Origin of the sequence: Yoonia sediminilitoris, from assembly GCF_003058085.1 — a bacterium.
GTDB lineage: Bacteria > Pseudomonadota > Alphaproteobacteria > Rhodobacterales > Rhodobacteraceae > Yoonia > Yoonia sediminilitoris.
Window position 1 is genome coordinate 1 of record NZ_QBUD01000022.1, and the last position, 25,564, is coordinate 25,564.

A 25,564-nucleotide genomic window follows, 5' to 3' on the forward strand; every position below is an offset into this window, starting at 1 on the left:
CACCGCCAGCACGCCGCATAATCAAACCAAACAGATGAGCCAAACTCTCTCTTAGGTTCGGACGCTCTTGGTCCCAAAAACCCTGACGACGGACACTTCCGCGTCTGTGTCGTTGAGAAGCACATCGTGACGTCGCGAGTCATCTTTGAAGTTGCCATCCCAGACTAGTCGTCGTCCGAAATCATGGGATCTACGTGTGATCTTAACAACTTCTTGCGAGGGGAGCGGATTATTGCCTTCACTGCAATAGACGAAGTTCAAAAGCTCAAGTCCCGGATAGTGACCCGCGGCATCGAAATCGAGAACGCCTCCGAACAACTCTCGAGAGACATCTGGGCCCTTACGGACTTTTTCTGACGGTTCACTATTCATTCTTAAACCTACTTTTATTTCAGGCTCCTGCACCGACCTGGATGGTGCTTCCATCAATCGAAATGGTCTGGGAGCGACCATCTCGAATGAGATTTATCTGATCCGAACTTGAATGTGCGGCCTGTGCAATGCGCCCCAGAAAGATTGCGACGCGCCGAATGTCGTGCTCGTAAAATCTTGTTGGCACGTGGCCCGCCGCGGCCCTTAGAATGCAGTCAAAGGTCATTAGATCGAGCTGGAGATCATGCTTTTCACTCTTTTGATCAACAATCCGTAGGACAATGTGACGGTCGATCCAATCGACGCTTTTCTTTACGTGGTAGGGGACCTCATCACTATTCCCCCATTTCTCCGATAGCCTGAGCAAATCGACGTTTGCTGGCTTGATCCTAGCTGCTAGTATCGCGGTCCCCGACATTGATCGTCCAAAAGCAGGATCAACGAGGTGAAGTGTTGGGGTTTGCTCTGAAAATTGAAGACCCTGAATATGATGCAGACCAGCGATCACGCGTTTCTTCAGAATGGCTCGTGCCGGGACATCCATCTGGTCATAAACTACACGGAGAAAATCGGCGCCATACGGGAAACCGAGGTGGACCATGTCCAAGGTCGTACTCCCTATCCCATCCACGTATGCGCGGCGCCTAAGCGCCCTCACCACCCGGGTAACATTTTCCGCTTCCTCCGCTCTCTGTTTCTTGTTGCGGGGGTCGCCGATGATTTCATCAATTCCCTGCGAGGCATCGATCAGGTCTTCATCCGATGTTGAGGGAGCCGGAAACTGCAGGTCCAATTGCCCGCCAGTGAAGATTTCCTGTTGGTTTACGATGCGCTCGTCGATCTCTCGCAAGGCCCTACGCCCCGGATCAAGCTTTGGAAGTTGCTGCATCAGAGGCAGGCGTTTGAGTTGTTCTTTTGAGATTGTATCAGGAGACTCGAACGCGAGATTGTAGAACGCGTAAGCCTGCTGCCAGCCCCTCCTATGGCGACGTCTCATCCTGTGGACGTCCTCACACTTCAGACCGCCTGTCAGCAGATACGCAAATGCCATCAGCATATCCCGGATAGTTATCACGTAGCCAATCCGTTCAAGCGTCGCGAACAGAAGACGCAGTTTCGCCTTTCTAGTTACCGCCACCTCTCCGTCGACGCGTTCGGAGAGCATTTCCCTGTTGCGGTTTATCGGACAGGCGTGGCGCGCATCGCAATCGTTGCAGCTCCTCCACCTGGTGCCCGATGTCCAGTCACGAAGTGCCAGATCGCCAAGTGACTGACCATCGCTCCCAGCTGCAGTGGACTGGTGGTTGAGGTTCACAATATGAACGCGCCCATCGCGACTTGCTTTACCGTCCTCAAAGGACGCGTCGAAACTCCTGAGCAGTTCAGCACAATACTGTCCGGCTTCTTTGCCGGACAGAACGGCGCGAAGGCGTCCTTCATTGGCGCAGATAATTGTGACTGCATCGTCGGTGTTGGAATCTTCAACCAAATCGGCCGCAATCTGCGGAGAAAATTCCGAAAAGTCTTTGAAGATGCGCAAAGCGCCAGCGGCATCCGTGCCGGACTTATCCTTAATGACCTGCCTGCCGTCGCAAGCCTCATTGATCAATTTTCGTGCCTCTTCCTCGTTATAGCCGAGGAAGCTTTCGATTATCCGGCGGCACAGGTGAGTTTTCCCGTGGCCCGCATCGCCTGTAAGAACAATTACGTGAGCTCCCGCTTTGGCTGCATTCAGCACATAGTCAAATGCGGCAGTGTCGAGATTGAGTGAATCACGTGCTACCTGATATTCTTCGTAGATCTGATCATGCGAGGGATCGAACGGCAGAAACCGTGCCATTCTGTACACATGAGGGTTCTTGTTCTCTGGCAATCCACTGCTCCAGCAAGTCTACAGGTTTCTTTGGGATCGGAAGGGCCCGGTTGGAGAGCACGTTAAGCGTTTGCAAGCGTTATGAAAACACCCAAGGCGCTATATTGGTGCGTAGACTTAAAGTGGCCTTCTGATCGCCACCACTGGCACCTCGCTCCACCATAATCTGAACTCCTCACCTCTTGTACTTCGGTTTGGCTGTGGTCTTCCCACGCGGCTTCGTCACGGAAGCCCAGCCTCGCATGTAGCCGCGGTAAAAGCGCTTGACTGCTGAGGGCGAACTCTCGATCGCTCAACTCGGTGCGCTTGGTGTCAACGAATTAGGAGAGCGGTTCAGTAGAATGACACTCATGATGACTTCATGGTTTGAACAGACCTGAAGATACCAGAACCAAGCAAGTTTGCGAAGAAAAAATGGGGACTTTCGGCCAGCACGTGTTGTCGTCTAGCATCAGCGTATGGAGTTCGTCGTTACAGACAATGAGGGTCTGCCCTTGGACGCGACCGTTGAGGTCGAAAGCGGAACCATCATTCTTCGTAGCCGTGGAGGAGCAGCAGGTTCGCCCAACGCGAGGAATCGCGACTATAGCACTGCCCTGCGGCTCATCCTGAGGCGCCTTCTCGACCAGAGCATCGAGATCGAAGGCGCGTGGGTGGACAGCAGTCGCGTTCAGCAGATGCCGCTAGGAGAGCGCCAGATACTGTTTCGAGATGATCTGCCCGAAACGAGCGAGCAACTTTTTACTCGCATGAGCCGGCGGATGCAGGCTGTTGGTAGGTTGCCTGATGCCGGTCCAGGTAGAGGCAACTCGAACAAGCGCATCCGGATCGAAATTGGCGCCCGGTCGACGGGGGACATTGCGCACGCCATAGGAGCTATCCCCAAGGACAGGAGCGTTCCGAGACACGCCGTGCGGCTTTCGGCGGAGCAACTGCGGAAGGTGACAGCCGAGCACGTCTGGCAGGCCATCTCAAACATCCTGCTCGAAGGACCTAGCGAAAACTATGGACCATCGACTGACTATGATCTTCTAACTGATGCGGGTCTTGCACTTCCGCCCAAGGCAGTTTTTGGACAAGCTGCCAGCCTTGCCCTCGGTCGTATTGTCGGCCCCAACCATTTCTCAGCAGGTCTCGGCACTCCCTGCTTCGACATCCTCCAGAAAGCCGGATACCGCATCGTGCCGAAGAGAGAGACCATTGATCCTGCCGAGGAACTCTCTGCCGGGGACAAGGTTTGGACCGAAGGCAACGTTCGACTTTTGACCCACCTCCGCCGCGAACGCGGGCATGGACTGTCGAGGGCCAAGAAGGCGGAATTCATCCGCAAGCATGGGCGGCTCTTCTGCGAACGCTGCAAAATGGACCCCGTAGTAGTGTTTGGGGACCAGTATGGCGAAGCCTGCATCGAGGTGCATCATCATAAAACGGCAGTTGCAGAAATGGGCACCAGGCATGAAACGCGACTCGACGATCTCCAGTGCCTCTGTGCTAATTGCCACCGCTACGTTCATCGCATCATGAAGAGCGTGGCCGCCGACAATTGACCAACAGCCTGTAGCCACAAAATCGGTAGCTTCGACCAGTTTTTCATATCAGCGGTCTTCAGCCAGCAAACGCGTCAGACAGTGTTGGAAACGATTCAGAGATGGTACGTGCGGGAGCTAAGGCCCGGAGGGCTGATCCTTGGTCGCCATAGTGACTTCTCGTTCGAACGCTTCCACGTCAGACAGCCTGTACACGAACCGTCCGCCTAGCTTGAGATATCTCGGTCCTTCCTGGGCCCAACGCCAGCGTTCAAGTGTTCGATGGCTGATCTTCCAGCGGGCCGCTAGTTCTTTTTGATTCACACATACTTCGCTCATTTTCGTCTCCTTTTATGCAACTCACTTCGGTCGCAGGAGAACGAAGGCGTGAGAAGAAAACCTATTCAAGTCGGTATGTTGAGTGCCGAGAGGCTATGTCCGAAACAGGCGGGGCAAGTGTAAAATGGCGCATGCCGTCGAAGCCAAGTCGGACCCTTCGGCACAGGGCGGGGCTCATCTGAAGGGGGTCGGACACTTTTCTCAAGATTGCAAGGATTGTTGTGGTATTTAGACTCGATCCGAACTGTCAAAATAGCCGAATTAAAGTGCGAGTCATTCCCTCCGCCACTTGCCCACGCGAAAGCGTTCTCCCGATCCGGCTGCGGCCGATTTTTTCCGTTATATTCAAGGGTTATGCGGGTTGGGCTGAGCACTGGCCCATGTGCCGAGAGGGCCGGAAGCAGTCTCTCAGCGCCGATATTCTCCAGACCTCATGACTGCGTCGATTTAGCGAATAGCTTGTAAGTAGATGATTTATTGTTTTTATTTCGAGGGTCGAAAATTGACTTCGACGCCAGTCTCCTTCGGCCACTTGGAACTCGGATCGGAATTTCAATCAGCTTGAAGCACATCATCCTGCATTTTCGTCGGCGATGACATCTGCATTCCCAATTTGGATTTCGGCAGCACTGCTGCGGAGCCAAGCGGCCAAGAGATTGGCTGCCAATGTAGTCTCCTCCGGTCTCCTGAGCGCGCACTCCCAGACTGTTGCCACACGCCAGCCAGCATCAAGCAGCTGATCGTGCACCGACCTGTCCCGCGCAACGTTCGCGTCGAACTTCGCCTGCCAGAACTCTGGACGCGTCGATGGAGTGGTTGTGTAACGACAGCCCTCATGGCGGTGCCAGAAGCAGCCATGCACGAAGACGATTGCGTGATGCTTCGGAAACACGAGGTCAGGTCGCCCGGGGACAGTCTTCGAATGCAGCCGGTAACGGAAGCCGCGCGCATGAAGTGCCCGCCGAAGCACCAATTCGGGCTTCGTGTCCTTCCCCTTGATCCCGGCCATCATTCGGGATCGGGTCTGTTTGTCTACGATATCGGTCACGTGCACCCTGGTCTTCGATCTGGAACCTATTATACACCGACTGAATGAATTTCGTCAGGAGCCTGATTTGTCAGCCACTTTCGGCATAATCGATCTGTTCGCCGGTCCAGGCGGACTTGGCGAGGGATTTGCCTCCCTCGTCGAGGACGGACATGCGCCGTTCCGAATCGGCATCTCGGTCGAAAAAGAGGCATCGGCCCATCGCACCCTGACGCTGCGCGCATTCCTGCGTGAATACCGGGCGCTTCACGGCACCTTGCCTGATCAGTTCATCGATTTTCACGCGGGGCTTGCCCCCGAGCCGGATTGGTCAGCAGTCGACGCCGAAGCGTGGCAGCTTGCCATTGATGAGGCTGGTGCACTCGAGCTCGGCACTGAGGCAGCTGCGACGGCGATTGACGGTGCCATCGCGAAGCTGCGCAAAAATTATGACGATACGATTCTGATCGGCGGACCGCCCTGTCAGGCTTATTCCCTGGTAGGGCGCGCCCGGGCCAAGGGCAAGATCGGCTATGTGCCTGAAGAGGATGAGCGGCATTACCTGTTCCGAGAGTACATTCGCGTACTCGACAGGCTTCGTCCCGCCGCTTTCGTGATGGAAAACGTCAAGGGCATGCTGTCCTCGACTATCGAAAGCAAACTTGTCTTCGAGATGCTGATGGAGGATCTGTCCTCGCTCGGCACGGGCCAGGATCACCACTACGATCTTCGGGCAGTCCGGGTGAAAGATGGAAAAGCCAGCCTGCAAGAAGCCGCACGACCATCTGATTTCATCGTGCGGGCTGAGGAGTTCGGAGTTCCGCAACGACGCCACAGGGTGATCATCGTCGGCATCCGGTCCGACCTTGCGGGCAAGGCTGCGCGCGCCGAGATTGCGGTCTCGGGTCTGACGCGAACGGTCAGCGACGTGATCGGGACGATGCCCGAACTGCGCAGCGGCATCAGTCGTGGTCGAGACGATTCATCGGCGTGGCGAAACGAGGTTGTCGAAGCAGCGAAACTTCTGGCCAAAATCCATAAGGGGAAAGAGAATGCTCCGCTTCGGGAGGCATTCTCATCCGTTGCCAAGCGAATGAAGTCGGAAGCGCAGAGCCGTCGGACAGCGTCATGCCAGCCGGATGGCTATGGCACCTCAAACGATGAATTGCTGCGCTGGCTTGAGCGGCCAGAACTGCGCGCCATTGCCCAGCACGAAACGCGCGGACACATGGCGTCGGATCTGGGACGGTATCTGTTCGCCGCTGTCTTCGGAGCAGTGCGCGGCTATAGCCCAAAGGCCGCCGATTTTCCCCTCGCGCTGAGCCCGGATCATCGGAACTGGCACAGCGGCGTCTTCAACGATCGATTTAGAGTCCAACTTGCCGACGCGGCCGCGACCACGGTCACAAGCCATATCTCCAAGGATGGACATTACTTCATCCATCCTGATCCGATACAGTGCCGCAGCCTGACCGTGCGCGAGGCCGCCCGGTTGCAGACCTTCCCCGACGACTACCTGTTCCTGGGCAATAGGACCCAGCAGTATGTCCAGGTAGGAAACGCGGTGCCGCCGTTTCTTGCACGGCAAATCGCTCAGCTAATCCTTAAGAGTATTTAAGGCACTGTCAGACAAAACCCGCTTGAGGCGGGCAGCACACCGCCATAGCTTCTTGGGATGACAAAACGCTGCCCATTCAAGTACTTCAAAACCAGCCCCGAGGTCATTCGCCTCGCCGTAATGCTCTATGTTCGTTTTCCTCTTTCGCTGCGGAATGTGGAAGATTTGCTACACGAACGCGGGATAGAAATCAGTCATGAAACGGTGCGGTTTTGGTGGAACAGATTTGGCCCGATGTTCGCGTCTGAGATCAGGCGAAACCGGATCAGTCGGATGCGATCCTATTCAAATTGGCAATGGCACTTGGACGAGGTTTTCGTGAAGATCAACGGCGAGACCCACTACCTGTGGCGTGCTGTGGATCACGAAGGAGAAGTGCTGGAAAGCTATGTCACAAAGCGCCGGGATCGCAAAGCAGCTTTGAAATTCCTCAGAAATTCCATGAAGCGTTATGGCCAGCTGCAGATTGTTGTGACCGATAATTTGCGGTCCTATGGCGCTGCCATGAAGGTCATTGGCAACGCCGATCGACAGCAAACAGGCCACTGGCTCTACAATCGGGCAGAGAATTCTCACCTCCCGTTACGACGACGAGGACGGGCAATGCTTCGCTTCAGGCAAATTGATGTCTGCAGAAATTCGCCGCCGTTCATTCCTCCGTACATAACCATTTCAACCAGGAACGCCATCTATACTCACGCGACAACTTCAAGCTCAACCGAACCGCTGCACTCTCTGAGTGGCGTCAGCTTTGTTCTAGGTAAGTTGACGCGTGCTGAGATAAACTGAGACTAGTTCGAATTGGTCTGACACCACTCCACCAGCCCATCGTGAACCCATTCCAACGCCTGAAATCAATCTTAATAGCCACGCCGTGCGGATGCGATCTGGTCCGTATGCAGTCGCCATGTAAGCGCACCGGTCAGCACTTTCACCGTCCGATACAGCACTGTCGGAAACGTTGTCGATTTCAGTGAATATCCACTGTATTCTGCATCATCCGAGCGATGTCTTCAGGCGTTCCCGCCATTTCTAGCAAGACGTTGGCCCGGCTGGTGGCAACATAGATCAGTTCGGAGTCAGTCAGCTCCTCAATCCCAACAAGGAAGACGCAAGGGCGAGACAATCCCTTGAAGCGACGCACAGTATCAAAAACAATGTGGTCGGGGTGTATTTTGTCGGATTGACATGTTGGAACCCCCGCGATCTTTTCTGGCGCAGCCATCGATGTTGAGCCGGAGCCAGTAAGCACCGCAATTTGTCCAGGTTTGGCTTGTCCGGAGCGCAATAGTTGCGCAATGCGCTCGTTTACGCGCTCCATCGCCATTTCGCTTTTTCGGCACTCTAGCAAGCCTATGACTTCCCCTTCGGGCCCTGCCGCAGTGCTACGCCGACCTTCATACCATTTAGACATGAGCTCGTGAATCCGCTTTGTATTTCGAAGATTTCGAGTGAGTGCGATCGATGACTTTGGCAGGGCGGAAATGAACCCATCCTCTGGAGAGAACAAGCGCTGATTGTCGTCGTAAAATACGTAAAAACGTCCCTCATCTATGTCCCTGACGGCAAGCCGGAGTGCATTCAACCAAGAGTCACGGAAGTCTTGTCCCTCGTCCACCAAAATAGTATCGAAACCGAGGTTTGGATTGTTACCTATCGCTTCGACCAGTGCTTCTGGAAGATGGGTGTCAAACAGCGCCTGACCAGCATTCGAAGGCAGCACGATTCCCTCTTTTATTGCAAGCGAACGGCAAAGCGAGTGAAAGCTGGCAACAACAAGGAGTTCATTGCCTTGGCAGACGTCGTGTAAGTGATTGGCCAACGGCGCATTGAAGCAGGTCAAGAGAGTTCGGCGGCCCTCGGCCGCGCACCTTATAGCCTTCTCGATCGCCAGAACTGTCTTCCCGCTACCAGCACCGCCCGATATGGCCATCTCTCTGTTGTCTTCCAGGGAGTCAAGAATCCAGGCCTGTTCCCCCGTGAGTCTTTCTATAGTCGTCGCATCGTCGGCAAGGCTGAAGCCAACATGTGCCCGCAACTCGAAGTGGCTTGCGAGCAATTCCTCCAGCGCCCTCAAGCCATCGAGGCCCAGGGGTTTCTCCCTCGGATCGCCGCCTTCGGTCATGCGGCGCAATATCCACTTGTCTAGATTTTCCAAATCGTCTCCAAAGGCAATGATTTCAAGAGGGGCATCCGGCGCCAGTGGACGTTTCGGCCGTGCACTGTTGGGAAGAATTGCCCCATGTCGAACACGAAGAAAGCGTCGCCCGAGCCTCTTGTTTTCATTAAGACGCTTGAGGAAGTGGTATTTGCTGCTGCGCGCCTGTGCTATCGGGCTTTTAATCTTGAACTTGAAGCCATCCCGGTCCTCAGTCAGCCATTGGCCGTCTGCCTCACGACAACTAACACGCCCTCCCTTTACTTCGAGAAACAGCAGACCGTACTCCGCGTGTGCAACTATGAAGTCTGCCTCACCATCAAATTCGGCACCATGATCATCGGCTTCATGCCATGACCGCGAGTAATAGCAGGTAAAGTCGCTTGGTAACTTGTCACGGATACGCTCATATACGCGGACCTCGGATGACAACTTTGGGTTGTCAAAAACATGCTTGGGCAGCTGCTTCGGATAGATCCGTGCCATGGTCAAATCTTCCCTTCAAGCAGAGCCCGAAAAAAACCAATTTCTGGCTGATCCGGCTTACCGACAAGCATTCCGCGGTCCAAGTGCCTGTTGAAATGCTCGCAGGAAGTTTCGGGGATAAACGTGCAGCAATGGCAAGCGGCAGAACCGGAACCCTCAGAAAGGGAGAGAATACCGCTACTGCAGAGCGGATCAGACGAACACCATTCGAGGTCCCGCAATGCGGCAAGGAGTATGGGGCCAAGCTCGCTCGTTCGTCCCTTGCGGGACAGTCCCCCTAGTGTTCCATCAGAGTCTGGGGCCGATGTGTACAAAAGAAAACCGCACATGCCACCCGGGCCCGGCGAAACGTATAGCCTTTCGCGGATAGAAGCTGTGGAGTATCCACTGTCTAGCGACAGGCGCTCTGCGAGAGCATGCGCGGTCGTGTGTATCAATAAGAAGCGCGCTGAAATCGCAAGTGGAAAAGGGCGATCTTCGCTATTGTGCTCTTTCCAAGAGCGCTCTGCCGCTGAATGCGCATCAGCGGCTCGCGCTATGACTTCGGGTCTGTTCTCCCACTCGATGACCTGAGGCTCATCGAAGCTGATAAAGATTCCCTCACCTCGGACTTCTATCGCGGGCAACCAGTTCAACTTCCTTTCCGAAAGTGGAGCGATGAATGAACTGCTATCTCCTGCCTCAACTGGGCTTAGTCGCGTGAAACCCTGCAGAGCCCGAACCTCGCGAAGACGCTCTACCGACACGAGGTGGTCCAGCAAGCCGTTCATTTCATAAGGAAGATGTTGGTGGCTGACTTGAAACTCGGCAAACGCCTCGTTGTCTGGTCCTCCCGAGCACAACATGAGATGCTCGTTTGGCCGTAGGTCGCCAGTCTTCTCGTCCAGCATCTTCAGAAGCGTAATAATCCGAGATGTCAATTCTTCTGACGTGACATCCGGGTCTGGCCAATTTAGGAGAATTCGCTTCCGAACATAGTCGGGAAGCTGAGATCGGTCGTCCAATGCAACCAGATCTGGCCAGAAATCTTCCAGCATATCTCGGAATGAGCCACCGAATGGCGGAACATCGAGCGCCGATGCGATCACGGGGAAATAAGCGTTTGACGCGCCGCGCTGGATTGCAACAGGGTGGTGGTTGCAACCAGTCGCTGGTAGTTGTAGCCATGGTGACTTTCCGTCACATCTCAAGTTGGCGTGCGCAGAAGGCGACAGGGCACCGTCAAGGTCGCGCTCGGACTCGCATTCAGTGCAATGGACACTGAGCCCCTTGAGGCCAGCACCATCGCCGATCAGCTTCAGGGCTTTCTTCCGCGAGCAAGACTCGGAGTGCTTGGGCCATGACATCCATGGGAAGTCCTGTAAGTGACCAGCGGGACAGGTGACGACAAATCGTACAGGAACCGCGTAAACTTTCTTTTGGCGCCGACCGCGCCCGCTGCTGCAGGTCGGGCACCAAAGCTCAGGTTTCCCAATCTCGGCACCCCAAAATCTGCTGCGCTGCAGAAGATTGCACTTTGGACAGACATGCCAATCCGGAAAACGATAAGAAGGCACCAAACGGGGCCTTTTGTCCTTACCGATCTTTTCCTCTCCCACAGGAGGCAGTCTGAAGCCGTTGACCTGCAGCCGCGCCTGCAAGGGCTCGTGATGAATGCGCTGGTCGTTCAGCAGGCCTTTCTTTATAGAAAGTTGGTCCCATGCCTCGAGTCCCGCCGCGACTACGGAAATTGGTGCTCCATCTTCTCCGCGAAAATCGATAATCGCCCCCGGGCCATTGCCGGTAAGGACCTGACTGCGACGGATCTTGCCAATTGGTTTCATTGCCTCGGACCCCTTTCTTGTCCACCTTCAAGCAGAACATATGACGTTGACGCCTCGACCGAGCGCAAGGAATTTGGAGTAGGTGTCTGCTTTTCGAAGCGGGCCTTGTTCCCACGCACTGCGGCCGCCTCTGCTGACGTGAGAAGTGCGTCTCCGAAGTCGTTCCAATAATCCTTCAGGCCGTGATGATCGAACCAGTCATCTAGAAACTTGTTGAGTTGCTTGCGCGCATCAACTGCTTCGGTGGGATCGATTCTTTCGACTCGCTCTACGACCTTGTCTAGAAGGGCCTCGGCCTCGCGCTGATGTTGCTCGATTGCTCCGGGGTCGGCCATCCCATCAACGAGGTGGCGTATCATTGCAACGAATGGCGCATGCAATGCTCGATCTCGAGCCCGTGGAGCGAAAGGAGTCACGCTCGTCGCTTCGACATCGCGATACAGACTGCGATGCCAGCTGCAAAAGGTCTCATAGCGACTGCGGTCGCGGGATTTAGCGGCGTTGAAGAGCGTGATGATCAGTCCGGGAGCTTTTTGACTGCGGCCGACTCGGCTCGTTGCCTGAATGTACTCAGCAATTGTTTTCGGCTGACCATTTACCACCATCAGACCCAGACGCGAGACGTCCATACCTACTGAGATCATATTGCTCGCTAGGACAATGTCGATGTGGTCCGGATCACTCCAATGACGCTCGAGGTCCTTGAGAAATCGCGGGATATCGCTTGAACGGACCCGGCTAGTCAGCTCGATCTGGGTTGCAGCTTCGCGCGCTGTCTCATTTCCCCTGCGCGAGGCATAGTCCTTCACGCTTCGTGCGACGTCGTCTCGCATCAGAACGAGCGCTCCACCCAGTTCACGCAGTGAATTGAAGTAATTTACCAAAGTCCAGTAGCCATCGCGTTCGTCTTTGCCGAGCACTGGATCAGTCGCAGCCTGCAAGAGCGAGGCTGCTACCGCCTGCTGGGTAAACTTGGCCGACCTTCCTACAGTTGTTACGCCAACATATCGACGGCCTGAAACTTTTCTGTTCTCAATGGCAAATCCGGAGTTTGCGTGGTCGAGACCAGGTGGTGGAAACTGAAACGAGCCGCGGTCGAACAGGGCACTGATCTGTGACTCCGCCCTGCGGATGGTGGCGGTCGACCCGATCACCTTCGCCCTGTGCCCACTTCGAGCGCGACACATTTCATCAACCGCAGTTTCGTAAAGACCGGCAAGGCTTCCAAGCGGCCCTGAAATCAGATGCAACTCATCCTGAATGATCAGATCGGGTGGTGCCGCTGGAGTGCCTAAGCCGAACAGGCGGCCAGAGGTCTGATTGCGCGTGATCTGGGCGTACTTATCGACCGTGCCGATCACTAGGGTGGGTTGCTCGCGATAGACATCCTCGTCAACCGTCCATATCGGCAACTGACCGAGGGCGCTTCCAACAGCACATGTTCCTGAACGGCATCTTAACTCCACACGGGTTTTGTCGACCGCAATGGTCCAATCAAGAACGCCATGACAGCATGGACAATTCCGCAACTGGGCGGGAGAGCTTTCACCTTCTGTATCCAGCGCCTTTTCGGCATCTGCCAAGCTATTCGGAGTCGCACCCTCACCGACCCAAAGCCCAAGCGAAATAGGCGCGTCAGTCAAGAAATGATCAGGCAGCTGGACCGCGCCATTCTCCACCTTGCTAAGCCGGACCATCTCACAAGCGCAGATCAGGGCGGCAGCGCGCTCGAATTGCTGAATCGTCAGCAGGCGGAGGGTATAGCGCATGAAGGTGGTAACCCCTGCACCAAGAGGTTCGCCATTCGCACGAAGTCGACGCAAGAAGATCGTGAAAGCGGTCAACAGCAGGTAGGCCTCGGTCTTGCCGCCGCCGGTCGGGAACCATAACAGATCCATTGTCTCTCGATCAGACGATTCCGGATTGGCAATGGATTCGAGGCTCAGCAGCGCGAACCCTAACTGAAACGGCCGCCAGACAAGTTCGGGCGGATCGGGATCTATCCGCCACGAATATTGCAGCGCAAGGGCGGTATTTGCGAGGCGGAAGGCCGCCAAGACCTCGGGCGAGCTTTCAAGAAGAGCAATGCCCGCACGCATTCGAGTCTCGGCCGCACGGCAACGTTTCATATGCAGATTGCCTTGGTCGGAGAACTGCTCCGGGAGGAACAGCACCTGTTCTTCCATTCTTGAAATCCATGATCCATAGGCATCGACGAATGCAGTCAGGCCACTACACAGTCTGACCTTTTCCTGCGAGGCAAGAAACGCAGCGTCCATCTGCGCCTTCACATGTTCGTCTTGGAATTCGCTATCGCCCGCAGCGCTGATCACATGAACCATCGCTTCCGGAAACCAGCTGGTAATGACGCTCCGGACAGTGCCATCTTCCGGCTCGTCCCACATGGCTGAACAGGTATGCCCCACGGCCCATTGCTGCACATTACGATAGAGCAGAGATGAAGATCGACCGTCATCGTCCATGGTGGTGGCTACTGCCTGATCAGGTTTGGGGACGAACTGACAATCGTCTATACATTCGACGGAAAGCGAAACCTGAAATAGCGTAGCTTCCTCATTTGCTGCACGGCTTTTCTTCGCGGCAGGCTTCATGTCATTGGTAATTGCTAGCGTGACCAGGAGAATATCTCCCCAGGGAGCCACACGACAGTGAAGCGTAACACCCGGCAGGCCGCTGCCGCTGAGACTTACAGCAGGAGCGGCCTGTGCCCTCATAGTTTCGAGGTCGAGATCATCAATCACTGCCATTTTTGGTTCACGGCGCCAGTGCGTAGCTCGCCCTGTCCGCGAAGCTCCCTCGTCACCCCCGTCAATCACAGAAAGTGCTTTGTCCTTGATAACCTCGGCACCCTCTGGCCGATAACGCGCACCTTCAACCTTCACCCGCAATTTTGGGGCCGTGCCAATTGACCCGACTGCGAAGGACAGCCCTGCTGAACTGGGGCGAAATGTTGAAGCTGCCTTTACACCATCCAGCGCAGTACCGGTGCCATCTGCATCGTCAGCATCACTCGCCTCATCGTCGTCTTCAGCTGATATGCTGGTGCGCGGTGGAAAAAGAATCCCCGTTAAATAACGATCTGTCGGCCGATCTGAAATCAGCTCATTTGGGGCTTCAGGGCCGATCAGATCGACTTTCATCCGTTCAATCAGCGTATCTCGCACATCGACCATCTTTATACTCCGTAATTCCAAGGGATCAGCGGGGGATCCGGGCAAAGCCACCCAGTAAGGGCGCGAGCACAAGGCCCGGCAGTTCACCAGCATGGCCCGGAACGACCACTGTGGTTGCCCCCACAACCGAAATACCCGAAATTAATTCTGGAGGGGCGGCATCCGGTGCAACTTGCCTGATCGACTGCAACATTTCGGCGAAATCGGGAGAAAGGACGCCAATTGCATATCCCTCTTCGCCCTCGAACCGAAGGATCAACCGGCCTTCGGAGTCCGGAATTGCCACAACCTTGGGTTCCTTGATCGAAGCCTGCCAGATTCTGGCAATTGTCTCGGCTTCATTAATGACATGTCCCGAATGAAGGAACTCCAGCCAGTCGACGAGATCGGGCTCAAGGCCTATTTCGATCAACCGATGATCAGCGCGGGCTGCCCAATACCGTTCAGGCTTTCCCGTTGTGTAAAACTTAACCGGACTGATCCAGCCAGTGCGCAACTCCGTGCTCGCGCGGGTCGCACCGACGTACAATGCGCGCGCTTCCTCGCCCCAGTCTACAGTTTCGCCGTGCGGCGCCTTGGTGAGCAGCAACATCACCCGCTGATCCTCACGACCTTTGATGGCGTGTATCGTTGAAAGCAAAGGTCCTGCATTGCCCTCATGATCGCTGAGTAGTTCTAGCGGCGGCTCATTTAGACCATCGGCCACACGCCCCACCACGATACTATCGCGACCAGATCCATCGAGATCGAGCAGAATCTCCCAAGATTCATCGACATCGCGTACGGCGGCCGGAAAAAGCATCTCATGCATGACACCGAAAGCATCGCGCGAAATGCTCTCCGATGCCGGATGTGCGCCGAGAATGGCACCAATCCAAGGTTCTATACGCAGCGGGCGGTCTGGCAATCGGAGACGGAATCGGCGGCCCGCGGACCTCATGTCTTCAGCCGCCGTGAAAAGCCCTCGGCGGCTTCGTGTCAGTATCAGTCCTCGTGTCGTTGAAGAATGCGCAGCGAACCTAGTGATTTCGTTTTCAAGTGCGGCGGCCTTGATTTGCTCACGGACGTTGAAGTAGCCCTCGCGAGATCCGCCTTGATCATCCCGCAAGTTTTCGCGAACAACGCGGAACATCTCCCGCAAAGCCAATGTTTTAGTCCTATGGTCCGACTCCAGCCTGTCAGAGATAAAATCATCGCGTTGAACGATTTCGGTCAGAAATGTCGAACCAGACTTTTCACGCTGCTGATATCCGTAGATCGATTGCGCGAAATCCCCAAAAACCGTGATACCGCAGCTGGAATCCAGCAATGACACCAGTGCTTCGCAAAGTTCTTTTCGGTCGCCGACGAGGTCTTGGGCTTCGTCGATTATGACGTGTTCCAGCTGTCCAATCGCATCTGCCACAAGCGGATCGTCTGACCTCAGAAGTCGAGCCGCAGCTTGGATGGCGGCGTCATAACCACCCGGAGAGGTAGAGTTCGAGGCCGAAAGCATTCGCGCGGCGAAGGAGTCGAACGTACGGATCTGGAGTGCCGCCACATTTGGCACATCCTGCAATCGCTTAGCAATGCGAGCGATCAGCTCGGCAACAGCAACGCGAGTGAAACTGAGAAGCAATACGCGTGACGGTGCAAGGCCTTCGTCCTGTACAAGCGCAATGACCCTCTCGCAGGCAGCGTGAGTCTTGCCTGCGCCAGGCCCGGCTTCAACAACCATGCGAGACCCAGCGGCCGCTTTTGCCACACGCAGTTGGCTTGTATCGGAGGCCGAAGTGGTTTTAGTGCTTGATACATTATCCCCGAGTCCAAACCAATCATTCATGAAAGCTGCATTCACTTCGCTCGTAGACCACTCTAGGGTCACAGGATCGAACACGCCGCTCAGTGTTAGCGCTCTACGAAGCGCTGAAGCCATTGCACCATCGCCGGTCCATCGTCCCTTCGGAGAAAGAGCGGGGGCTCCGATCAGGACAGCCGTGCCTTCGAAGGAGTCGAGAAAATCGATCAGAGTCTCGGTCGCGGTCTGATCAACCTCTGGTACCAGATGTTCAGAACCCGCGCCGTTTTCGATACGATGATCTCCTATCGCAATGACCTTGCCGTCAGGCAGGGCGATACGACGAACGGGCAAAGCCACAAGGACTGGCTCGCCAAGTGTCTTTCCGAAACCGATGTCCTTGATCTCACACAGAACATCGATCACGCTTTCGACGAGTGCCGAGGCTTCCGAACGGTTTGGTCCCTCAATAAACTGCTGTATCCATTCCAACAAAGCAATCCGACTGACTCCACGGCGGGCACTTACGACACGGCGCACCAAATCCGCAATCGCTCTTCTGGCGCGAGGTCCGGACCCAGAAGGAACGCGAAGGCCGTAGCCAAATTCGGACTCAAAATTCAATAAAAACCTCAAAAAATAACAAAGACAATAAAACGAGATTGACGTTTCAATCTATAGTGGTCCACCTTTGATCTATTATTTCTCACCGTCAATTACTTATGAAAATTAAACTGCTGCGGCAGTGCTGGTGTTTTTGGAAAAGCAAATGCATATCGGTATCGCTCTAAGAGACAGACATCAGGCACTTGCCGATCATTTCGCAGACCTTGCCGGTACGCGAGACCAGCTTCCTCTTTTTGCAATTGAGCATGGCCTAGACGAAGCCGCACTGGAAGGGCTGAGAACAGCAGTCTCTGGTCAGCTTGAAGCCGATCCCCAGCTACACGGAGCTGCGTGGTCCTGGAGCTATCTGCCTCTTCTCGTCATGGCCACTGAGGTGGGTTACCGGTACCGTGGAACGGGTACCGATTTCTGGCCGGTATTGGCTCAGGAGCTCGGCGTGGAAGCCGGGTCGGCGTTCCGTTCAGGATTGTCCCGCTTGTTTGATCTGGGACATCGGAATTTTCGACTAGCAAGGCCGGGTGACAGTCCTTGGGAACGTCATTTCCCACATATCGCTTGGCCGATTGGCAACGCGTTAGTTCCGTTGGAGATACAGCCTCAGTTGACGGATGCCCTGAGACGATCCGTTAGGGCGGGGATCTCGGCGGAAAATCTGGAAGGCCTACTTGAGCATCTCAAGATGCTGGCTGCCGGGCATGCCAGTCGTCGTTTTGAGAACTGGTTGCAACAGGAAGAGATTGCCGCAGAGGTCTTGCGGCGTCTTCTTGCGCCAGATGCAGAAGGCTGGCTTTCTAAGGGTATCTTGCAGCGGATTGACAATGACATAAGACAAGACCTTAGTTCACATCGCGCAATTTCGGAAGCACGCAAGGCTGCAGCAAGAAGATCAGCTCGTGTTACCGCAATTGTGCCGTCTCAATTCGTAATGACGCTTGTTGACAGCGTGCCAAATCAGCTTCTGGTCAGAGGGCCTGCGCTGCCGTCCCAATCGCGTGATGACGTTATTGCCGCGTTGCGTATTCAGGGAGACCGGATAAGAGCTGCAGGAAGCGATAAGACCATCGCGCTCAGTTCATTTCTTGCTGGTGGGGAAATCGGGCTTGGCAAGGTCACCGAAATGCCTACTGACCCTCTATCCCGTGGCGATGCAGCACATGTCGAGCAAGGTCTCTCTTATGAGGCGCTTGAGAGTCTGCAGCCTCGGCAATCAGCTTTCTTCCTCATCGAGCGGGGCGAACGGACTGCCCGCGCCATCTTTCCGGACGAAGCCCTTGCTGCAAATGCCTCAATAATCCAATTCCTGCGGATCGACCACGATGGCACGCCAGAGTTTCGTTGGCTTGAGACATCTTCGGGAGCTGATGTCGAACTACTGCGACGAAATGGTTTCAAGGTTTCCGATAAGACGCCGTCGCTACAACTTCTCGGTCTGCTAATGTCGGGCGCTGAAAACAGTTTTCTTCGTGGCGTTCCAGTACTTGCCGCGCAAAGCTTGACAGATCGAAAATTGCTGCTTGACGGGGTTCAGCCTGCCAGCGGTACACTTCGACTCCAAGAGGATGACTGGTCCGTCTTTGAGCCTGATGTAGGCAGGCATTGGGTTGGACCTGCAGATGGCGATGATCGTGATCGAGTCGAGTTCGAAGTTGTGGAGCCACCCGATCTGGAGCCCGCATCAATCAGTATTTTTCCCGCTAACGCCAACATCTCCGATCTGGAGGCTGGGCGGTTGGAAATTATCATTACGGCACCGCTCAACCTTGAGGAAGTCCCGGTAAGGCTACGGCTCCGATCGGCAGGGAAACCCGAGGTGATTTCTGAGGGTGTCATTGACCGACTTCCTGCTCGAATAACTGGGCATTCACCCCTAATTCGAGCACTGCGGGCGCAGCTGGCTGAAGCCTCTGCGGGCCTTTCCCACCTGCGCCTGACAGTCGATGTTCATGGTCTTGTGCAACTCACCATTTCGCTACCTCCAATGCGCCGTGAATTTCACCATGATACGGACTTGGATCAATGGATCAGTACAAATGAAGATGGCAGGGTTTTGCCTTCCATGGTTGCAACCCTGCAGTCTCCGATCCCTCGAACGTCAGAAAGCGTCCCTGCAGGAACTCGGCTTATTCTCCCCGATGCTAAAGATCACGGGGCGCTAACGTCCGGCCTGATCATCTCTGAGAGGTCAGAGTTTCATATTGGTATGCACGAAGCCGATTCCATCTCAATTCCCGCACTTTTGCGAGAGGCAAGCTCGCGGAATAACGGCGTTGGCCTGATTGACCTCGCGCGTGCCAATGTTGCATGGCAACTGGCCCAAGTCAGCGAACAATTCGGTAATTGGCGACGCTGGTCAGTTGTTGAATCTCTGGAAGAAAGACTGATCGAGCTACTCTGTGGCGTGGCATGGCGCAAGCTCGAATCTGGCATCGATCTTTCGATCCTGTCTCAACACGGCGCACTTTTGAGAAGTGCTGAGGCGCTCGGTCTTGTTACAGGCGACGATCTGCCAGAGATCAAATCCAATTCGGACCAGCTTTTTCTTCGGGACCGGCTGATCGCACGTCTGAGGGAAACAGTACCCGATATAACAGACGCGCTGGCCCGATTGGACGACGAACTTGCTGGCGACCTCGATCTCGCGGTCATCGATGCATATGAGGATCTGCGTAGACACGTGCAAGCTGGCGGCCGTGAAGCATTCGAAGAAGTCGACATGGCCCGTTCCTCGACGACATGGCGCAAGGCGTTGGAACAAGCTCGGGACATCCCGCTTCTACCAATGTTCAGGCACCTTATCCTGCCAGAACCGCGATGGAAGGCACTGATGAACACTTGGTATGCTGAACTTACCGAGGACGATCTTGTGGATCTGCTCGACTCCTGCCACGTCGATGCCTTCCGACGGCCGGGGCTTAGATGGCTTGGTAGGGCCGAATTGCGGACAATGCTGCAATTGTGGCTTTCGCCGCGAGCGATGATTGAAGCAGATGAGTGGCCCGGATTTCTGGCAAAGGGCCTTTCAGACATACAAACCAGCCGCGCTGTCCGCTACGTTGCACTCAGGCGAAAACTGGCTCTGTTGGACATGCCCGACGGGAGCCCAATGTAATGGATCAATATCTGCGGTTCATAAACGGGCTACAGGCTCTACGTCGCAAAACATCCGCGCTTGGCATTGGCTTAGGAGGCGCTCTAGGTGCCGCCGCCGATCCGTTACCTCATCAGCTTGCGACTGTACGCCGGGTGCTGGGCGACAGCCATATTCGGCATTTGCTGTCTGACGAGGTCGGCCTCGGGAAGACAGTCCAGGCACTGATGATAATCAATGCCTTGCGATGGCAAGATCCGTCGCACAGAACTCTCGTGATCGCACCGGACAATCTCTTGTCCCAATGGCAAGAGGAGGCTTGGATTCGTGGTCATGTAATGCCCGCGATAGCCGGGACCATTGACGGAAGCGATGACGAGACTTCGCCAATCACGTTGGCCAGACCGCGTGATCTTATGACTCGAACTGGACAGGAAGCACGTACTATTAGCGCTGACCCTACTGTCTTCGATTTGCTGATCGTGGACGAGCCGCAAACCATGCCACGTGATGCAATCCAGTTCGTGTCGCAAGTTGCGGACGAGTTTCGACAGGTGCTGGTACTGTCGGCCACACCCCGACTTGGCGATCCCTCGTGGCGCGATCCCATTCTGCGGATGATCGAACCTGAAGCTGCCTTTCGCGCCAGAATCGAGGGCCGACCGCTTGACGAGATTCTGGAAGATCGCGAGGCGCAGGCCATTTTAGCGTTACGCAACCCGGAGGATTTGCTCGAAAGAACCAATGGCTTCGTTCGAGCAGGGGCGGGACGGCGGGTAATACGAAACGGACGCGCAGATTGGGGCGAATACCTTCCTCAACGAAGGAACCACGAAATCCGAATTCAGCCTTTGGCACCGGAGCGGTTGCGATTTGAAATTGCCGGTATGCTTCTCCAGGACGCCGATCCCGAGCAGGGACTTCAAGGTTCGGCATGGACGTCAGTCAAAGCTCTTCAGCGAAGCGCAAGGGCTGCGCGTACGGTCTTGGCTGATTTGACCACGCGTGGCGGCACTCTCGGCAAGATGGCGGAAGAGGCGCGTATTGCTTCGCTCGAGAACCCTGGAGACAGCCGCCTGGACGCGCTCCTCGACATTCTCTCAGCTCAGTGGGGCGGGAATCCGGACAAGGCGTTTATCATTGTATGTGGTGACAACCCGACCATCGATATGCTGAGGACAGCGCTGCCTCGCTACTTTCCCGATCTTGCGGATGCGATCTCGGTCTTGCGCCGTCCCGCTTCGACTGACGTCGAAGGCGTGACCAACCTGAGAGAAATTCAAGAGACACTTGCTCCTATGCTGTCCGGGGAAAGCCGCCTGTTACTTGTGGGGGATTGGGTGCAAGCAGGGCTCAATCTTCATCACGTCGCACAAGGCATCATCTTTTTCTCTCTGCCTTGGGAGGTTGACAGTATTGATCAGTTGATCGGTCGAGTCGACCGGCTCCGTTCAACAGGTGATAGAAAGGGGGCCAAGCGTGCAATTGAGATTTGGCGGATCCTGCTTGAAGGTTCGCAAGAAGCAGCAATTGCCGACTTGGTTTCGGCCCTTGGAGTTTTCGATTCACCTCTTCCTCCATTATCGCCATCCGAGTTGACTGAGGTTCAAGCTTCACTAGGCCAAGCTGCAATCAAACGCCAAACAACTCGTGGCGTATCACCGCTCGCTGGTAAGGGGACAGGTCTGCAAACTCGCTTTGCGTCAGCTGATCCCTTCACACTGAGGCGGGCGTCGTCAGAATACGAAAGTTGGCATGAGCAGCCGTGCCCAGCTCTCGCAATGATGAATGATCGAGCGCGTCCAAATGATACGCCGATACGCAAGGAAGAGCGCGCGATAGGCGCATGGCTCAGGGCAATCTCGAGTTCGACCGATTTCGATGTGGGAGGTCGTGTCGACAAGGAGGACGGATACGGTTTCCAGACAATCTGGTACCACGGAGTTGGCGAGAGGGGGCGTGCAGGTGACAGTCCATTCTTGCTGCCGGGAGCGTCTCGGGACAACTGGATGACGGGGCATGTGCCTTTCATTTATCGGCGTTCAGCTATTACCGCTCCTCCGCGCAAGGGCGTTTTCACTGATGATGGCGAGCGATCCGCAGAGGGTTCGAAGTCCGCTCGCCCACTGCATTTTCTCGATCATGGGGGCGATTTGCATGACGCTTTGGTGCACGGTTACTCGACCGGCGTCATGGAACAATTTGGACCCACGAAGCCAGTTGTCCAGACGAGCGTGCGGCTTCCAGAAGGGCATCCAGCACGGGACATCGGGCCGATCGTAATAGCGACTTTCGTTAGTCTGGATCCCTTTCCCGACGAGCTTCTGCCGCCACTTTGGTCGCTCGCTGCAAATGAGATCCTGGCGTCAGCACCGACCGAAGCTCAAAGAAAGTCGCTGACCGCCGACCGTCGGCGTTTGCAGGTCATGTTGCGTGCAATTCAGCGCAGGGTGCGGCTTGAAGTGCCGGCGCAAATGTTGCGCATCGGCTCCGTCAAAGGGAAGGATGGCTGGACCGGATTATCGACTGAGCAAGTTGATCTTTGCCTGCAGCCGTTAACGTCGTCGACCAAAAATGCAGTAGCTCGAGGGAAAACGCCACGATCCGCTCTTGAGAAGCCAGAGGTTACGCGCGCAGTGAGGTCTAGCCAGCTCAGTCAACTCAATACAGAGGCGACACGTTATCAATCCGAGGCTTTGCAGCGCTCCCGTCCCGCTCTTGAGTACCTCGCCATGCAAATCTTCGGACACTTCCAGGCCGAGATTCTAAACAGGGAACTGGCACTTGAACGTCGTAGAAGCTCTCCGCCCGAAAGTGGACCAGTAGAGCTTTGGCAGGGTCAGGTAGCAGCGTTGGAGCGCTCACTATCAATGGCGCGGGTCATGAGTGCCGAGGCATCAGCTTATATACAAGAATATGGTTCAGGAAGGATGCTCCCAAAGTCTCCGCAGCCTTTTAGCATCTTGCTAGCGCTCATCACTGACACCTAGTTGTTCACAACCTTGTGTCCGTCGTCAGGGTTTTTGGAACCAATAGCGGCCTAAACTAAGAGAGAGTTTTGCTTATCTGTTTGGTTTGGTTATGCGGCGCGCACCGGCGACGCTTTTGCTTGGCGCCATTGTAGATGACAAAACCAAAGAGCGCCGCTGATCCTGTCAGCGGCGCTCAGTCTTTGCGCTATTCATCACTTGTGGCGACATCCTCCAAGCGACAGTGCGTCGCGACCTTGAAGGAACTCCAGCATCCCGTCCGACCTATCCGAAGACGAAGTCGTCCACGTAGAGCGCGGACGGGAACAGGTCGTCCTCGGAATCCAGAACGGCCAGACCGACCTGGTGCGTGCCTCTTTCGAGCTGGGTGACGCCAGTATTGGTCCAGCCAGTGTCGCCAAAATCGCCGGCAACGAAGACATCCGAGAGCGGCACGATCTGTCCATCGATCACAAGGATTGCCAGGTCGTTGAAAGGGTCATAGTCGCCCGAGTCGAAATAGAAGTCGAAGTAGAATGAATCCTGTCCACCTGAAATCTCGATCTCGCGGGTGATGGCCGATCCCACGGTCGGGTTCGTCCCCGTCCGTTCGGCGATAGCTCCCTCCCCGAGGCCCAGCAGTGCCTCTATCTCGGATACGCTCGTTTGAGTACCTGTGGTCAGAACCGCGAAATTGCTTCCTTCGGAGGCTTCGGTCGGAAGATCGCTTTGGTTGAGATCTCCATCAATGTCGAAGCGCGACTCAACCGTCACAGAACCAAGGGTCTGCCAGTCGGAAAGACTGCCATCTTCGAAACCTGGATCGACGAAGTCGGATCTTGCACTCTCTGGCCTATTGTCGGGGATATCCAGGTCATTGGAAGACATGGTCGGCCCACTCGGAGCGAACGCCTGCATCACCTTGCCAGTGGTATCGTGGCTGTCGATGAAGACGCTTGGATCGTAGATGCCATAGCCCGGGGCAAGGATGTCAAGTTCATCCGCGCTCTCAGCGACGGCATCCGGCGATGCGAAGGCGGGGCTGTAGGCGCCGTCGTAACCATTGGCGTAGTCTATTCCCGGGCCCTCAAGCGTAAATCTGTCGCCGTAGTCACTGATCTCCAGATGGAGGTGCTGGTTCGCGCCCTCCCCGGTTCTTCCGGCAATACCCAAGGTGTCTCCGATATCAACTTTCACTTCGATCCCGGATCCTTTCTCGATCTCGCCGACGGTCACGGTGCCATCCTTCAAATGGGCATAGAGCGAGTAGAGTGAAGTGCCATTGGGCATGTCGTGCCGGACAACGACGTAGTTTCCAAAGCCCGCGTTTTTGCCGGATTCGATCGCGTATCCATTGGCGATGACGCCGACCTCAACTTCACCCACGAAGTAGTCATCTCCAAGATGGTAGGCATCGAGCGCAGGAAAGTATTGGCCGAAATTGTTCTCAATTATTTCGCCGCTCTCGTATTCGAGAATGAACCTCTCTTCGACAGGATGTTGAAATTTAGTAGCTATATGTGGTTGGGGCATGATAAAAACTCTTCAATAACAGGAAAAAAATAAGATTAAGTCCGGCGAGCATGCTGCATTGGCAGGCGATCCGTCAATGAGGCGCTGTCAGACAAAACCCGCTTGAGGCGGGCGGGATACCACCCTAGCCTCTTTGGATGACAAAACGCTCTCCATTCAAGTACTTCAAAACCAGCCCCGAGATCATCCGCCTGGCCGTGATGCTCTACGTTGGTTTTCCACTTTCGCTGCGGAATGTCGAAGATCTCCTTCATGAGCGTGGCGTCGAAATCAGCCATGAGACAGTCCGGTTTTGGTGGAACAGATTTGGTCCGATGTTTGCGTCTGAGATCCGCAGAAACCGGGTCAGTCGGTTGCGATCCCATTCAAACTGGCAATGGCCACCTGGACGAGGTTTTCGTTAAGATCAATGGCGATTCGCACTATCTTTGGCGCGCTGTGGATCACGAAGGCGAGGTATTGGAAAGCTACGTCACAAAGCGCCGTGATCGCAAAGCAGCATTGAAATTCCTTAGAAAATCAATGAAGCGGTACGGCCAACCTGAAATCATCGTAACGGATAAGCTGCGGTCCTACGGCGCGGCAATGAAAGCTGTTGGAAACCACAAATGTCAGGAAACCGGCCGCTGGCTGAACAATCGCGCTGAGAATTCACATCTGCCATTTCGACGACGAGAACGGGCGATGCTGCGTTTCAGACAAGTGCGATGTCTGCAGAAATTCGCCGCCGTTCACTCTTCTGTACACAACCATTTCAACCAGGAACGCCACCTCTACTCACGCGACAACTTCAAGCTCAACCGAACCGCCGCACTCTCTGAGTGGCGTCAGCTTTGTTCCACATAAGTTCATGCATTCTGGGGCAAACTGAGACTGGTTCGAATTGGTCTGACACCACCGCCACTTGTGGCAAAACATATATAAATCATTAAAATCAGTAACTTGAGTGGAAAGCAAAAAACGCTACCACCCACGTTGACCACCCACGCCGCACTGAGAGACAGATTTTTCTTGGAGGTTATCACTGTGGATTGCCTTAGCAGGGGAGCGCCTTCGACCACTCGGCCACGTCATGAGTCGGCTGCTGCTATTGAGAAACTCTTCCGACTTCTTGTATTCATTCTTTCTAGGGTTAGCTCTTAACCTGAGATTTT

Annotated in this window: 13 protein-coding genes and 2 pseudogenes; 6 read left to right on the plus strand and 9 right to left on the minus strand. The window is 55.0% G+C overall.

Annotation, left to right across the window (positions count from 1 at the left end):
- Positions 1-391: 391 nt before the first annotated feature.
- Complete coding sequence (locus C8N45_RS21630; protein WP_108388927.1) at positions 392-2,212, minus strand: hypothetical protein; 1,821 nt, start codon at positions 2,210-2,212, stop codon at positions 392-394.
- Positions 2,213-2,703: 491 nt separating this feature from the next.
- Between C8N45_RS21630 and C8N45_RS21635 the strand changes: the two genes are divergently transcribed.
- Positions 2,704-3,792: an HNH endonuclease gene (locus tag C8N45_RS21635; RefSeq protein ID WP_108388929.1), complete on the plus strand. Its 1,089-nt coding sequence runs from the start codon at positions 2,704-2,706 to the stop codon at positions 3,790-3,792.
- A 117-nt stretch (positions 3,793-3,909) separates the two neighbouring features.
- Here the strand turns inward: C8N45_RS21635 and C8N45_RS24050 are convergent, their stop codons facing one another.
- Both C8N45_RS24050 and C8N45_RS21645 read right to left on the minus strand, forming a co-directional pair.
- Positions 3,910-4,110 carry a helix-turn-helix transcriptional regulator gene (locus tag C8N45_RS24050; RefSeq protein ID WP_108388931.1) on the minus strand — a complete coding sequence of 67 codons (201 nt, stop codon included), beginning with the start codon at positions 4,108-4,110 and terminating at the stop codon, positions 3,910-3,912.
- A gap of 571 nt (positions 4,111-4,681) precedes the next feature.
- Positions 4,682-5,158, minus strand: coding sequence for a very short patch repair endonuclease (locus tag C8N45_RS21645; protein WP_108388959.1), 477 nt, complete (start codon positions 5,156-5,158; stop codon positions 4,682-4,684).
- A 67-nt stretch (positions 5,159-5,225) separates the two neighbouring features.
- Between C8N45_RS21645 and C8N45_RS21650 the strand changes: the two genes are divergently transcribed.
- On the plus strand, positions 5,226-6,755 hold the full coding sequence (locus C8N45_RS21650) for a DNA cytosine methyltransferase (RefSeq protein ID WP_181868968.1): 1,530 nt from the start codon (positions 5,226-5,228) through the stop codon (positions 6,753-6,755).
- Between the two features lie 57 nt (positions 6,756-6,812).
- Positions 6,813-7,519: pseudogene (locus tag C8N45_RS21655) on the plus strand (IS6 family transposase).
- 206 nt (positions 7,520-7,725) lie between these two features.
- Here C8N45_RS21655 and C8N45_RS21660 read toward each other — a convergent pair.
- From C8N45_RS21660 to C8N45_RS21675, 4 genes are read right to left on the minus strand one after another with little or no spacing between them, the layout of a single operon-like run.
- Positions 7,726-9,399 carry a nuclease-related domain-containing DEAD/DEAH box helicase gene (locus C8N45_RS21660; protein WP_108388935.1) on the minus strand — a complete coding sequence of 558 codons (1,674 nt, stop codon included), beginning with the start codon at positions 9,397-9,399 and terminating at the stop codon, positions 7,726-7,728.
- A 2-nt stretch (positions 9,400-9,401) separates the two neighbouring features.
- A complete protein-coding gene (drmB, locus tag C8N45_RS21665; RefSeq protein ID WP_108388937.1) occupies positions 9,402-11,222 on the minus strand; it encodes an MrfA Zn-binding domain-containing protein in 1,821 nt (606 codons plus the stop codon).
- Positions 11,219-14,416: a helicase-related protein gene (locus C8N45_RS21670; RefSeq protein WP_108388939.1), complete on the minus strand. Its 3,198-nt coding sequence runs from the start codon at positions 14,414-14,416 to the stop codon at positions 11,219-11,221. Before C8N45_RS21670 ends, drmB begins: the two co-directional genes overlap by 4 nt.
- A 25-nt stretch (positions 14,417-14,441) precedes the next feature.
- Complete coding sequence (locus C8N45_RS21675) at positions 14,442-16,685, minus strand: UvrD-helicase domain-containing protein (protein WP_245882800.1); 2,244 nt, start codon at positions 16,683-16,685, stop codon at positions 14,442-14,444.
- A gap of 277 nt (positions 16,686-16,962) precedes the next feature.
- Between C8N45_RS21675 and C8N45_RS21680 the strand changes: the two genes are divergently transcribed.
- Together C8N45_RS21680 and C8N45_RS21685 are read left to right on the plus strand one after the other, a co-directional pair.
- Positions 16,963-19,929, plus strand: coding sequence for a hypothetical protein (locus tag C8N45_RS21680; RefSeq protein WP_133176030.1), 2,967 nt, complete (start codon positions 16,963-16,965; stop codon positions 19,927-19,929).
- The gene (locus tag C8N45_RS21685; RefSeq protein ID WP_108388945.1) at positions 19,929-22,898 is read left to right on the plus strand and encodes an SNF2-related protein; all 2,970 of its coding nucleotides are present in this window, start codon (positions 19,929-19,931) and stop codon (positions 22,896-22,898) included. The genes C8N45_RS21680 and C8N45_RS21685 overlap by 1 nt, the downstream gene beginning before the upstream one ends.
- 264 nt (positions 22,899-23,162) lie before the next feature.
- Here the strand turns inward: C8N45_RS21685 and C8N45_RS21690 are convergent, their stop codons facing one another.
- On the minus strand, positions 23,163-24,410 hold the full coding sequence (locus C8N45_RS21690; RefSeq protein WP_108388947.1) for a M23 family metallopeptidase: 1,248 nt from the start codon (positions 24,408-24,410) through the stop codon (positions 23,163-23,165).
- A gap of 35 nt (positions 24,411-24,445) precedes the next feature.
- Positions 24,446-24,688: a hypothetical protein gene (locus tag C8N45_RS23820; protein WP_245882802.1), complete on the minus strand. Its 243-nt coding sequence runs from the start codon at positions 24,686-24,688 to the stop codon at positions 24,446-24,448.
- Between C8N45_RS23820 and C8N45_RS21695 the strand changes: the two are divergent.
- A pseudogene (locus tag C8N45_RS21695) lies at positions 24,611-25,256 on the plus strand (IS6 family transposase). The gene C8N45_RS23820 and the pseudogene C8N45_RS21695 sit on opposite strands and share 78 nt — an antisense overlap.
- The last annotated feature ends 308 nt before the right edge of the window (positions 25,257-25,564 follow it).

Bases quoted from the DNA above. Each gene is read 5' to 3' on its own strand.
- C8N45_RS21635 (WP_108388929.1), top strand. From the start codon at position 2,704: ATGGAGTTCGTCGTTACAGACAATGAGGGTCTGCCCTTGGACGCGACC.
- C8N45_RS21690 (WP_108388947.1), bottom strand. From the start codon at position 24,410: ATGCCCCAACCACATATAGCTACTAAATTTCAACATCCTGTCGAAGAG.
- C8N45_RS21670 (WP_108388939.1), bottom strand. From the start codon at position 14,416: ATGGTCGATGTGCGAGATACGCTGATTGAACGGATGAAAGTCGATCTG.
- C8N45_RS21660 (WP_108388935.1), bottom strand. From the start codon at position 9,399: ATGGCACGGATCTATCCGAAGCAGCTGCCCAAGCATGTTTTTGACAAC.
- C8N45_RS21680 (WP_133176030.1), top strand. From the start codon at position 16,963: ATGCATATCGGTATCGCTCTAAGAGACAGACATCAGGCACTTGCCGAT.
- C8N45_RS24050 (WP_108388931.1), bottom strand. From the start codon at position 4,110: ATGAGCGAAGTATGTGTGAATCAAAAAGAACTAGCGGCCCGCTGGAAG.
- C8N45_RS21630 (WP_108388927.1), bottom strand. From the start codon at position 2,212: ATGGCACGGTTTCTGCCGTTCGATCCCTCGCATGATCAGATCTACGAA.
- C8N45_RS21685 (WP_108388945.1), top strand. From the start codon at position 19,929: ATGGATCAATATCTGCGGTTCATAAACGGGCTACAGGCTCTACGTCGC.
- drmB (WP_108388937.1), bottom strand. From the start codon at position 11,222: ATGAAACCAATTGGCAAGATCCGTCGCAGTCAGGTCCTTACCGGCAAT.
- C8N45_RS23820 (WP_245882802.1), bottom strand. From the start codon at position 24,688: ATGGCTGATTTCGACGCCACGCTCATGAAGGAGATCTTCGACATTCCG.